The organism is Paenibacillus sp. FSL W7-1279, from assembly GCF_037969845.1.
Taxonomy (GTDB): Bacteria; Bacillota; Bacilli; order Paenibacillales; family Paenibacillaceae; genus Paenibacillus_AQ.
Map to the genome: position 1 here is coordinate 3,292,823 of NZ_CP150215.1, position 12,651 is coordinate 3,305,473.

At 47.1% G+C, this 12,651-nt stretch carries 10 protein-coding genes; all 10 read left to right on the forward strand.

Features of this window, described 5'->3' with window-relative positions; all coding sequences use genetic code 11:
- The first annotated feature begins 7 nt into the window (after positions 1-7).
- The 10 genes from MKY82_RS14690 to MKY82_RS14735 all read left to right on the forward strand — a co-directional run bounded on the left by MKY82_RS14690 (position 8) and on the right by MKY82_RS14735 (position 12,612).
- Positions 8-1,333: a Ger(x)C family spore germination protein gene (locus tag MKY82_RS14690; protein ID WP_339296418.1), complete on the forward strand. Its 1,326-nt coding sequence runs from the start codon at positions 8-10 to the stop codon at positions 1,331-1,333.
- Entirely contained in the window at positions 1,281-2,375 is a 1,095-nt protein-coding gene (locus tag MKY82_RS14695) for an endospore germination permease (RefSeq protein WP_194542426.1), read from the forward strand. The genes MKY82_RS14690 and MKY82_RS14695 overlap by 53 nt, the downstream gene beginning before the upstream one ends.
- Before the next feature lie 167 nt (positions 2,376-2,542).
- On the forward strand, positions 2,543-3,169 hold the full coding sequence (locus MKY82_RS14700; protein WP_339296419.1) for a spore coat protein: 627 nt from the start codon (positions 2,543-2,545) through the stop codon (positions 3,167-3,169).
- Between the two features lie 131 nt (positions 3,170-3,300).
- Positions 3,301-4,953, forward strand: coding sequence for a helix-turn-helix domain-containing protein (locus MKY82_RS14705; RefSeq protein ID WP_339296420.1), 1,653 nt, complete (start codon positions 3,301-3,303; stop codon positions 4,951-4,953).
- 69 nt (positions 4,954-5,022) lie between these two features.
- Entirely contained in the window at positions 5,023-5,982 is a 960-nt protein-coding gene (locus MKY82_RS14710) for an ABC transporter substrate-binding protein (protein WP_339296421.1), read from the forward strand.
- A 429-nt stretch (positions 5,983-6,411) separates the two neighbouring features.
- Complete coding sequence (locus MKY82_RS14715; RefSeq protein ID WP_194542430.1) at positions 6,412-7,911, forward strand: malate:quinone oxidoreductase; 1,500 nt, start codon at positions 6,412-6,414, stop codon at positions 7,909-7,911.
- A 278-nt stretch (positions 7,912-8,189) separates the two neighbouring features.
- Positions 8,190-9,206, forward strand: coding sequence for a glycosidase (locus MKY82_RS14720; protein WP_339296422.1), 1,017 nt, complete (start codon positions 8,190-8,192; stop codon positions 9,204-9,206).
- A 297-nt stretch (positions 9,207-9,503) separates the two neighbouring features.
- The gene (locus tag MKY82_RS14725) at positions 9,504-10,799 is read left to right on the forward strand and encodes an extracellular solute-binding protein (RefSeq protein ID WP_194542432.1); all 1,296 of its coding nucleotides are present in this window, start codon (positions 9,504-9,506) and stop codon (positions 10,797-10,799) included.
- A gap of 93 nt (positions 10,800-10,892) precedes the next feature.
- Positions 10,893-11,765, forward strand: a complete 873-nt coding sequence (locus MKY82_RS14730; protein WP_339296423.1) for a sugar ABC transporter permease — start codon at positions 10,893-10,895, stop codon at positions 11,763-11,765.
- A 16-nt stretch (positions 11,766-11,781) separates the two neighbouring features.
- Positions 11,782-12,612: a carbohydrate ABC transporter permease gene (locus MKY82_RS14735; protein WP_009592052.1), complete on the forward strand. Its 831-nt coding sequence runs from the start codon at positions 11,782-11,784 to the stop codon at positions 12,610-12,612.
- Positions 12,613-12,651: the final 39 nt, after the last annotated feature.

The window sequence follows — 12,651 nt, forward strand, 5'->3', positions numbered from 1 at the left end:
GTGAAATATGCGCAATTTCGCTCACATAACACTTTTGCTGGTCATGATGTTTTCAATGACAGGCTGCTGGAATCAAACCGAGTTAAACGAGATCGGCCTCATCTCAGCGATCGGTATAGACCGGTCAGGGGATCGGTGGATCGTTTCATATCAATTAATTAACCCATCGGCGATTTCATCCGGTGCTGGCGGTGCTGGCAAGGCTGGAGGCTCAGAGGCTCCAATCCATGTGTTCTCCTCAACGGGCCCAACGCTTCGGGAAGCGATTGATGTTAGTTATACGGAATCAGCCAGACGTCTATATTTTCCGCATACGGATATTCTTGTGCTTGGTCAGCAGGCAACGGAAAAGGGGATTAGCGAAATCATGGATTTCTATTGGAGAAACACCTATATGCGTGAGACCGTCAATGTCCTCGTTACGAACGGGCAGGCAAGTGAGCTGCTAAAGCAACTTGTACCGACTGAACGATTACCGGGTGCAGCTATCGCTAATATCTTGGACAAAACGGATCAATTTAATGGCAATTACCCCTCAACGAAAATGTATGAGCTGGCTATTAGTTTGGATTCGGAGTCACAAGCAGCCGGTGTTCCCCAGATTGAATTAGTGGGTGGGCCGGAGGCTAAAGTGGATTCCGTGGATCAATTACATAAAACTTCAACCCGCGGAAAGCTGAAAATTACGGGATTATCCGTATTTGATAAAGACCGGAGAATCGGAACGTTAACGCGGAGTGAAAGCTTCGGAATATCCTGGTTAACTGATAAAGTGAGCATCAGTACGTTATCCATTCCTTGTCCAGAATCGAATACAGAAAGAGAACAATTCTCATTCCAATCGGCCTCTGCAAAAACCAAAGTCACACCTCATAAAACGGCAAACGGTTATCAAATGAGCGTTTCTGTTAAAGTCAAAGGTACAATATCGGAGTCTCATTGTCACGGTAACTTAACCAGCTTGCCTACACTTCATGCGGCGCAGAGGGAAATTGAGAAGGTAATCAAGGACTATATCGAACAGGGATGGGAAGCCGCCAAAAGACTTAAAGTCGATTTGCCACATTTTGCCGACAAGATCCATCGTAAATATCCGAAGGATTGGCAGAAGTTAAAGGACCGTTGGGAAGAAGAGGAGATGCAATCTCTCCAACTTGTACTAGAGGTGGATGCTACGATCAGTCAAACCGGAATGTCACAAACGTCTTTCAGAGAGACGGGAGCTCTTAGTAGGCCTTTGCTCTTTTCATTGGTAAGGGCACAGAAAGGGAAAGCTGCTTATGAACCAATCCATTCGAGTTACCGAGCTAGTATGTTATCTAGCTCTTTTTGAGGTTGGAAGCACAACCTTGTTTTTCTTGGGAGCTGAAGCCAAGCGGGATGCTTGGCTAGCCATGGCCCTAGCCGCCTGCGCTGGACTGCTCCTACTCTGTATATATCTGATGATACACCGCACAGATCCTGATCTTGATTTGTATGATTTATGCAAACGATATTTTGGTAAAATCATCGGTTATGTAGTAAGTTTTGCCTTTGCCGCTTATTTCACTTATGAAGCCTCTCGTAATCTAAGGGATTTAGGTGAACTTACGGTGTTGACTTTGTTAAACCGGACACCGCTGGCATTTATCATGCTGATCGCCATTCTCGTCATTACAAGTACGGTGATGTATGGGCCTCGTGTTGTCTTTTTGGTCAGCGCTGGCCTGCTGCCCATCGTAATATTGAGTTATCTCACCATATATTCACTGCTGCTAACGACAGGACTTATGAAAACGGAGATGATGCTGCCGGTTTTAGAGAATGGTTTTAAACCAGTATTCTCTGCAGCCATACCGGAGCTGGTGTCATTTCCGTTTGGACAAACGCTCTTGTTCCTGGTGTTTTTTCCTTTGGTGCATAAGAAGGGGAGGTTGCGGAGAGGCGTGATAATCACTTATATCATTACGGCGATTTGTTTAATATTGATCAACCAAGTCAATATTTTGGTCTTAGGGCCGACACTTGCTGCCAGTAGTACGCTTCCTTTGCTGCAGGTGGTTCAGCTGATCGAAATTGCAGATGTCTTTGAGCGCATCGACGTTTTATTCGTTCTTATACTATTTCTGGGACTGGGCGCGAAAATGACTGCTTTTTCTATGGGTGCCGTAATCGGCCTCACTAAACTCACAGGAATCCCCTACAAGATAAGTACTATTTTCTTAGGGGTATGTTTATATATGCTGGCATTCTTGTCCCCCAATTACCCTCATCATATATGGCTTGGGATTAAGTTTGTCGTGACATATGTAACACCCATCTTCCAGGTGGCGCTGCCTTTGATGCTTCTCCTTACGATATGGATCAGACAAAAGATGGAAAAACAACATCAATGAAAGTTTCAGCTCCAATAAAACTTGTGTTCGCTAAAAATACCCTGAATACTTTCGGCTTGTTTAATTAACAATAAACCTGAACTGCAGAAAAGAAGCCGTTATCCAGCTACCACCTTGTTGAAATTACTTGATTGACATGTAAGCAAACCATATTAGGAGGTACGAGAATGCAATTCGAACAACCACAAAATCATCAAAACATGGAGACCGGTATGATTCCTCCACAATTGAACCACGGCGGTCATGAGATGTTTGATGTCCACGAAGTATTGGCAGGGGCTATCAATGCCATGAACACGTATACCATGCTGAGCGGACATGTGCAGGATCCGGAGCTTCGGGATATCCTGCAGCGCCAGAAGCAATTTATGGCTGATGAGTATAACATCACCTTGGAGTGTTTTAAATCAGGACAAGATCCTTCAAAGCCGACGCAAAGCTATAAAATGAAGCAGGGCAATGACTTTATTTACGGCATGAAACCAGGCCAGCCGAAAAAACCGATGCAGTCCACAGCCGAGATCAACGATGAAACCATCGCGCTCAGCATGTTGAATACAGTGAAATCGGGTGCTACAATGAAAACCAATGCAGCCATGGAATCCACGAATCCGGTCGTACGCCGCGTGCTTGCCGATTCCCTTCCTAACTGCATCGAAATGGCTTATGAAATTTCGCTATATCAGAATAAGCATGGATACTACCAAGTACCGCAGCTGCCTCAGCAAGATATGCAGTACATGCAGAATAGCTACGGCACAGCCCCAATGCCTGGCAATATGGCCCCTCACTAATAACCAAAGCGCTTTGTCCGTATGGACAGGGCGTTTTTTTTATTTCTTCTAAAAGGAAAGGCAATACATAACCTCAGCGACTGGATATTAATTGAGAATGATTATCATCCAGACTATAATAGGATAAAACAATGTTACAGTCTGAAGGGGTGACCGTCAGCATGGAAGAGACGCAATATTCGCTGTTTGGAGTTCGCTATATTAAGCTTGGTCATACCGAAGAGGCTGCCGGCGGATTCATGGAAACACATACCATGTTATTGGTAAGTAAAGGTTCAGGTGATTTGTATTTGAATGGAGTTAGGCATCGATTGAAAGCGAAGGCGATCTGTTATTGTCCGCCGGGGACGATTGCCGACATACGCCGGACTCCAAACTCGTCGGTTCCGCTCGAGCTTTATGAATTGCAATACGATGTATGGGAGTTCAAGGAGCGGACACCAAGCCGAATCGTATACGGCAAGCGAATCTCTGCACTGATGGGCACCGGCAAGCTTCCCGTCGCCGCTACACACGAGGCTCTAGTTCTGGTTCAAGAACTATACCAATTCAAGCAATTTCACGGAGTCAGCAGCGGGAGACTTGCAACAAACCTTCGCATAGATGCGGTATTTAAACAACTGTTGGGTACGCTGCTGCAGTCAACCGATGATGAGGAGCGGGAAGAGGATTGGCTGGAGCGCATGAGACTTGCGGTGGATTATATGGAGAAGCATTTCGCCGAGGCGATAACGCGAAACGACATGGCGAAGAGGGTAGGATTAACGCCGGAACACTTCTCTGTATCGTTCAAAAGAGCAACGGGATCCGGCTTCACGGAGTATCTGACACGGCTTCGCCTGGAGAAAGCCAGGGAGGAATTGCTTAGCGGCGACGATCGTAATCTCGATCGAATCGCGCGGGAAATCGGCTACCAGGACGGTTTATATTTAAGCCGGAAATTCAAGCAGTATTTCGGTTACTCTCCTCGCGATTATATCCAGCGTCCGAAGCGTATTGTGGCCCTGCAATATGTGGGTCATCTGCTGGCGCTTGGACTTACGCCCGCAGGAACTTCGACCAATCTGCTGCGTGCCCGCCCTTATGTCGGAAAGCTGGGGAATGCAGCGGACGTAGGAGATGCTCGATCGTTCCAGACGATATCATCGTTGCAGCCCGATCTGATCATCACGTGCGGACCGAACAGCGAGCCCTTATCCCAGCTTGCTCCAACCATTTCACTTCCTTGGGGACAGGAAGACCCGCTCGACGAACTGTTACGATTAGGCAGAGCACTCAATCGTGAACGCGAAGCGATGAACTGGATGGATGGGTTTCGAGCGAAGGAGGAGCAAGCTGCTGCTCAAGTAGCTAAACTAATCGATTCACATGCTACGGCTGCGGTGTATGAGTTTTGGGCGGATCGGCTGTGGGCGGTTAATATGGCGTATGGCAGAGGCCTGCGCAATTTATACCAGTCGTTCTCGTTTCGGCCACCAGAGCCGCTTGCAGAACACGTATTAGGTGAGGGAGTCGGCTTGGAGTTAACGCCGGACATGCTGGCAGCGTATGCCGCAGATTATATGTTTGTAACCATCTGGGAAGGTGGTGGAGGTGCAGGCAATGCAGAACGTGTCATGAACAGCAAAGAATGGAGAAGCTTGCCTGCCGTTCAAAACGGGAATGTGTTCTTTCTCGATCTGGAGTTATTTAAATATAATGATCCGCTTGCTTTAGAGCAGCAATTGTCCATACTCACCGAGCTTCTAACAAATGTCCATAGAACCGCTTACGGAACGCAATAGACTCGTGCAACCCTTGCCGTTATTATGATAATAATGATAATCATTATCAACACGATGGAGGGTTCAAAGATGTGGTTGCTTAAAGGATTGATGTTGTCTCTGATCGGAAGTATGGTCATTGTGCTGGGCGCCTGTGGAGACACACAGCAGCAAAGTGATATTGTTAAGGCCAATGGCGACCCGCAAACAGGGGCAACACGTAAATATGAAACGGTCATGGGCGAGATCGAGATTCCGAAGGATCCGAAGCGAATTGTCGCGACGCAATATCTTGGCCATCTGCTAACCTTGGGCGTTAAGCCAGTCGGCTCCGGTACGGCCAGCCTGAATCAATATTTTTTGCAGGATCTGACCGATGGCATCGAGGATATCGGTGACGATCAGGCGGCGCTTGAGAAAATCGTAGCCCTTGATCCCGATCTCATTATTAGACCTTCCGATAAGAACTATGAGCAATTCGCCAAAATCGCACCGACGATTGTTATTCCCTGGGGAGCAAAAGATCTGTATGCCGAGCTGCGTGAATTCGGAGAATTTCTCGGGAAATCGGAGGAAGCGGAGGAAGCGATTCGGCACTATGAGGAGAAGCTTGCAGAGGCCAAGGCGAAGCTGGACGGAGTCGTGAAGGAAGGAGAAACGGTTGGCGTCTATGAGATTTGGACGAAAAACTTCTGGGTCGTAGGTGAGAGCTTTGGGCGCGGTACCCGCAATCTGTATTCGGGTCTCGGCTATCAGCCGCCAGAAACCGTGAAAGAGCAGATCGTGAACGGAGGAGCCGGTCTGGACATTTCCCTGGAATCGCTGCCGGAAATGGCCGCGGATTATATGTTCGTGACGGTCTACGATGCGGACGGAGGCGGGGATCGTGCCAAGGAGATTATGGAGAGTGCCATCTGGAAGTCCCTGCCGGCTTACAAAAACAATCGCATCTACACATTGGATATCAATCAGTTCTCGGCAGGCGATCTCATCTCCCTGGAGAAGCAATTGGAGATCCAGACGAAGCTGCTTCTTGGCAACGGGAAGTAGCTGCATAGTTACAAGGTGTCCATTAGATATTCATACTTATTCATTTGCGAAAGGTTCACGGAAATGCCGGCCTGATGCAGTCGATAAAGTCTCGGAGGATAAGGAATAGATAAGCTTGAGAAGTCGCGATTCTTGCGGCTTTTTTTAGCGGTAAAAAGGACTTATCTCTAGCATGATCCTAAGTTTATACTTGGTTTCTTGGAGTTTGGGAATTGTGGAGGATCTTCTCACTTTGTTAACAACTTTAAATCGTTTATAATGATTAGATAATAGTAGGTATTTTAATCTATCAATATTTATAATAGACTATAATATGGTGATAATTGACACAGAAAAGGTGTGTTTTCAGAGGACGCCTTGCTTTTTAATGACATTTTTAGCGGGGATGTCTATTCTTTTTTCAAATATATGGGATAAGGAAGGTTTATAATGAGCAACATGGAGAAAAAAACAGACGTAATCTTAATCGGTGCCGGCGTCATGAGCGCAACATTGGGAGCCTTACTGAAAGAATTAGTACCTGAGTGGGAGATCAAAGTGTTTGAGAAACTCGCAAGCGCGGGGGAAGAAAGCTCCAATGAATGGAATAATGCGGGAACCGGCCATTCCGCATTGTGCGAGCTTAACTATACGTCCGAAAAACCTGACGGATCTATAGACATCAGCAAAGCAATCAATATTAACGAACAGTTTCAGGTTTCAAGACAGTTCTGGTCTTATCTGGTAAGCAGCAATTTGATTCGCAATCCGCAGGACTTTATCATGCCTATTCCGCATATGAGTTTAGTGCAAGGCGAAAAAGACGTGGCTTTTTTGAAAAAACGTTTTGAAGCGCTGTCAAACAACCCGCTCTTTCAAGGAATGGAATATTCCGAGGATCCGGATCAGCTGAAGGAATGGATTCCGCTTATTATGGAAGGGCGTACATCGAATGAGCCGTTAGCGGCAACCAAAATCGACTCCGGGACGGACATTAACTTTGGCGCTTTAACGCGCATGCTGTTTGACCACTTGAAGAGCAAAGACGTCGAAATAAACTACAAGCATAGCGTCAAGGATATTAAACGTACACAAGATGGTTCGTGGAAAGTGAAAGTCCATAATATCGAACACGGTAAAACCGAATATCATACGGCGAAGTTCATCTTTATCGGCGGCGGGGGCGGAAGTCTGCATTTATTGCAAAAAACCGGTATCCCCGAGTCCAAACATATTGGAGGATTCCCGGTAAGCGGATTATTCATGGTATGCAAGAACCCGGAAGTGGTAGCGCAGCATCATGCCAAAGTATACGGAAAAGCCAAGGTTGGCGCTCCGCCGATGTCGGTTCCCCACTTGGACACAAGATATATTGACAACCAAAAGGCATTGCTCTTCGGTCCGTTTGCCGGCTTCTCGCCGAAGTTCTTAAAAACCGGGTCGAATCTTGATTTGATCACATCCGTCAAACCGAACAATCTGTTCACCATGCTGGCGGCTGGCGTAAAAGAAATGGCATTGACCCGATACCTAATCCAGCAAGTGGTGCTATCGAATGAAAAGCGCATGGAAGAATTACGCGAGTTTATTCCGAACGCCAAAAGCGAGGATTGGGAAATCGTCGTGGCGGGCCAACGTGTACAGGTGATTAAGGATACACCGAAGGGTAAAGGAACGCTTCAATTTGGTACTGAAGTGGTTAGTGCCGCGGATGGCTCGGTCGCTGCCTTGCTCGGTGCTTCCCCAGGCGCTTCGACAGCTGTTCACGTTATGCTCGAGGTATTAGAGAAGTGCTTCCCGCAGCATATGGAAGAATGGGAGCCGAAAATTAAGGAAATGATTCCTTCATACGGCATGTCTCTTACGAAAAACCCGGCCTTATTTGAGGAAATTCAAGAATCCACTGCGCAAGCGCTAGGTCTAAGCTTAAAAGTACTGGTGCATAGCTAATAGTAGACAGGTAGAAAGCGGCAATTAAAAGAAACATCGCGCTTTTTCTGGATAACGCATTAATAAGGAACATTCCATATACGTATTGGCCTTATGGCCAAAGATCCAAGCGGTTCATCCATTGAACCGCTTTTTTACGTTATTTAACAGCCGAGTATCACTGATATCAATATTTCGGATATTATTGAAAGTTTGCAGGATATTATGAATGGGCCAAGCCTCTTATAATGAAATCAAGAAATGATAACACTTACATAATGATCATAGGAGGCTTACCCATGAAAATTACCCGGCATCCGGAGAATCCGATCGTAGTGCCTGGACTTTACGAGTGGAGAAAGGTGACGGTATTCAATCCGGCCGTCATTATCGATAACGGAAAATTCTATATGATAGAACGGGCGGCAGGCTCGCTGACTCCCTGCAAAAACTACCTGGGTCTTCTGGAGAGTGCGGACGGGGTGCATTTCACTCATGTGCTGGACGAGCCTGTCGTAACGCCGGACCAGCTGGGATTCCCCTACGGCAGCATCCAGGACCCGCGGATCGCCAAGATCGACGATACCTTTTATTTGAACTATGCCTTACGGCCGTGTGCTATGAACTATTACCCGACGGGAGCCGGCATCCCCGAACGCTCCATTCCCGAGTATCCGGACGGCTGGGGCGAAGAGGAAGGCCACTGGCTGACGCGTTCCGGGATATTGACTTCCAAGGATCTCATTCACTGGGAGTACCTGTGCGATACAACGCCGCTGGATATCAATGATCGTGACAATATTCTGTTTCCGGAAAAAATCAACGGCAAGTATGTGCTGCTTCGCAGACCGGAAGAATACGTAGGGGAGGAATACGGAACCGAAAAAGCAGCCATGTGGATCAGCTACTCCGAAGACTTGGTGCATTGGGACGAGCCCAAGCTGCTGGCAAAGGCCGAGAACAACGATTGGGAATTTAAAAAAATCGGCGGCTCCACGCCTCCGGTGCGGACAGACAAAGGATGGCTGGTGCTCTATCATGGCGTGGACCAAGATACGGTGTATCGTGTAGGGGCCTTGCTGCTGGATTTGGAAAATCCGGAAAAAATCATCGCGAGAACCCGCCGCTTCATTATGGAGCCGGAGACGTATTATGAGAAGTTCGGCTATCAGATTCCGAATGTCGTATTCCCGACAGGCAATGTGGTCAAGGACGGGCTCCTCTATATCTATTATGGCGTGACGGATACGGCGATTGCGCTCGCTACGGTTCCTCTGGATGACTTGGTTGATTATATTTTGAACGAACCGCAATAACGAGAGGAGTGAGGGCGTGGCAGAGTAGTTGGTTTCTCTGTCGCGCTTCCTCTAGAACCAATTTGTAAGCGATACCATTCATTTGAAAATTTGTGATGGTTATGTTACTAAAATTAACGTTAGAAATGAAAATATGCTTTTTATAAGTTATCGCTATTTAAAGTGACTTAAAAAAATTAGATGAAATCGTTTTTTTAATGGATATTGGGATCGATAACCCGATTGTATAATTAATATATCTTATATTGTTAAATATAAGAACATGATATGTAATATATAAAGAGAGGGGTATATCAAATGAAAACATCTAAGAAGCTTAGAACGCTGCTGCTCACCGGAACAGCCGCGCTGCTGCTTATGTCAACCGTAGCCTGCGGATCTGGAGAGAAAGACGCTGCCGAGCCGGAAAAGGTTACCTTGAACATCATGCATCCATGGACCTCGCCGAACGTGGATAACGAGGTGTACAAGGAACGGATCGCGGAGTTTGAAAAACAGCATCCCGACATTATCATCAAGCAGGACGGGGTAGCGGCAACCGAGTACAAAACGAAGCTGCGCACGCTGGCTGCCGCCAACAACCTGTCGGATATTAATGTCGTATGGCCCGGCGCCGATCTGGCTCCTTTGGTAGCCGGGGATCTGCTGATGCCGCTGGATGGCCTGATGGACAACTGGAAGGATATTTTGCCGGAGGACGCATTGGCCGGGTTCAACCAGAACGACAGTCAATTTGCCGTGCCGACCAAACAAACCTTCGTGGATATTATTTACTACAACAAGGAAATGTTCGCTGGAGTCGGTTATGACCAATTTCCGGCTACCTACGACGAGTTCATTGATGCGGTGAAAAAGCTGAAGGAAGCCGGCATTACGCCGATCTCTCTGGGCAACAAAGAGAAATGGCCGCTTCAATCGTCCTTCTTGTCGATTATCGGTGACCGTTATGTAGGCAGTGACTTCTTACAGAAAATTCTGAACAAGGAAGCCAAATTTACCGATCCCGAATATGTGAAAGCGATTGCCGTCATTGACGAACTCGCCAAGCTGGGAGCATTCAATACCGATGCAAACAACATGGATTCCGTGCAAGGCCAGGACTACTTCATACAAGGCAAAGCAGCCATGCATATCTCTTCTTCCACCGTTGACGGAAGAATCCGCATCAACAACGAGGAAGGGGACAAATTCGGCATTGCGCTCTTCCCGAGCGTACCTGACGGCTCCGGCGATCCGGTGAAAAGCGCGGGCGTCGTTCAGTACGGCATTTCCATTAAAAAAGGATTGAGCGATGAAAAGAAAGCGGCTGCCGAGGAATTCATTAAATTTTTTGTTAATGAGGACCTGTACAAAGATCTGATCAGTAAAGGCGTTGTCGTACCGGCCAACGTTGAAATTCCTGAAGATGCGAGCCCGTATCTCAAGGAAATGCTGGAGTTGACCAACAAGGGAACGGCGCCGGTATTCGACAGCGTGATTCCGACCCAAGTTACCGATGTCATGCAGAACGGATTGCAGGCTCTGACGATTGGCAGAGGTACGCCGGAAGAGCTCGCTCAAGAGGTTCAGGAAGCGTTCGACAACATGAAGTAAGGGCGCACTTCCTAAGTCAAGATCATGATGGTACAAAGAAAAACCCGGCAGCGGGTTTTTCTTATTAAAGGCAGAAAGAAAGGAGTTACGCCAATGCATACGCTTAAGCATACGAAATGGGCTATTTTCTTGGGCTTGGCGCCAGCACTCATTATATATATATGTATTGCCATTTTTCCTATCGGCTTATCGGTTTATTATTCCTTGATGAACTGGGATGGGATCACGCCTATGCGTTTTATCGGGCTGGACAATTTTGTTGATATTTTTAAGGACGATATTTTTTGGCTGTCCGTTAAAAACAACGTCATCATTATGTTTACAGGGATCGCGGGACAGATCCCGCTTGGCCTCCTGCTGGCCTTGCTGCTGAATCGAGGGCTGAAGGGCTCCAGTTTCTTCCGGACGATCGGATTCCTGCCCGTGGTCATCTCATCGGTCATGGTGTCCCTGATCTGGGGCATGGTGTACAACACGGAATACGGGATGCTGAACAATCTGCTTGGTGTTTTGGGACTCGAGAGCTGGCAGCAGAATTGGCTGGGCGATCCGTTTTGGTCCATGATCTCGATCAGCATCGCTTATATATGGCAAAACTGCGGACTGTACATGATTATTTTATTGGCAGCTTTGCAGAACATCCCCGATGAAGTCAATGAGGCGGCAGCCCTTGACGGGGCGACCGGATTAAACCGGATTATGCGCATTACCATTCCGATGATCCGCGGGACATTGCTCGTTTCCGTTGTCTACAGCATCAGCAATTCGTTCCGTGTGTTTGATCTGATCCAGATCATGACCGGCGGAGGACCGGCCCATGCAACAGAGGTTATGACCGTCTATATGTATAACAACTCATTTATGAATATGAGATTCGGCTACGGCAGCGCGGTATCCGTATTGATTCTTCTGTTTAGCCTTATCGTTATTACAATCGTGAATCGAATTGCTAGAGAAAATGAATAGAAGGGAGAGGGAGGAGATGTACAGACAAACGAAATGGTTCCATTTATCGGCATACACATTTTTGGGGATATTCGCTATTATTAATATAATCCCTTTCTTTTGGATGATCGTAGATTCTTTCAAAACCGAACAGGAATATGCGGCGAACCCGTTCTCCATACCAACCGAACTGCAATTCTCCAATTACGCAAAAGCGTGGGAAGTTGCGAATATGGATACCTACTTTCTCAACAGTATCATCGTAACCGTGGTATCGTTGGTCGTGACGGTCCTTCTCGGATCGCTTGCGGCGTACTTCTTGGCAAGGTTCAATTTTAAACTGCGCGGAGCGACTTACGCGATATTTTTGCTGGGCATGGTCGTTCCGATCCACGCGACCTTGATTCCGATCTTTCTGATCATGCGGAACCTGCATTTGCTGGATACGCATTTATCGTTGATTCTACCTTACACGGCCTTCCATTTGTCGTTGACAATCTTTATTCTGGAAGGCTTCATGAGAGGATTTCCGAAGGATCTCGAAGAATCAGGCGTCATGGACGGCGCGGGCGTCTTCAAAATTTTCTGGTCGATCATTTTACCGATCACGCGTCCGGCCATTTCAACTGTCGTGATTCTAAACTTTATTTATAATTGGAACGAGTATTTGTTTGCGCTCGTCTTGATCAGTTCATCGTCGCTGAAAACATTGCCGCTCGGACTCGCCAACTTTGTCGGCATCGAGACGGCCAGCCTGACACTGCAAATGGCGGCATTAACGATCGCGCTTATACCGATCATCATTTTCTACCTGCTGCTGCAAAAACAACTGGTTAACGGCATGACGGCAGGAGCAGTTAAAGGTTAAACAGGTTTCAATTCTACATCATGAGGACATCGAAAGAGG

Coding starts and splice junctions, on each gene's coding strand:
- MKY82_RS14710 (WP_339296421.1), top strand. CDS start 5,023: ATGTGGTTGCTTAAAGGATTGATGTTGTCTCTGATCGGAAGTATGGTC.
- MKY82_RS14725 (WP_194542432.1), top strand. CDS start 9,504: ATGAAAACATCTAAGAAGCTTAGAACGCTGCTGCTCACCGGAACAGCC.
- MKY82_RS14720 (WP_339296422.1), top strand. CDS start 8,190: ATGAAAATTACCCGGCATCCGGAGAATCCGATCGTAGTGCCTGGACTT.
- MKY82_RS14735 (WP_009592052.1), top strand. CDS start 11,782: ATGTACAGACAAACGAAATGGTTCCATTTATCGGCATACACATTTTTG.
- MKY82_RS14700 (WP_339296419.1), top strand. CDS start 2,543: ATGCAATTCGAACAACCACAAAATCATCAAAACATGGAGACCGGTATG.
- MKY82_RS14730 (WP_339296423.1), top strand. CDS start 10,893: ATGCATACGCTTAAGCATACGAAATGGGCTATTTTCTTGGGCTTGGCG.
- MKY82_RS14695 (WP_194542426.1), top strand. CDS start 1,281: ATGAACCAATCCATTCGAGTTACCGAGCTAGTATGTTATCTAGCTCTT.
- MKY82_RS14690 (WP_339296418.1), top strand. CDS start 8: ATGCGCAATTTCGCTCACATAACACTTTTGCTGGTCATGATGTTTTCA.
- MKY82_RS14715 (WP_194542430.1), top strand. CDS start 6,412: ATGAGCAACATGGAGAAAAAAACAGACGTAATCTTAATCGGTGCCGGC.
- MKY82_RS14705 (WP_339296420.1), top strand. CDS start 3,301: ATGTTACAGTCTGAAGGGGTGACCGTCAGCATGGAAGAGACGCAATAT.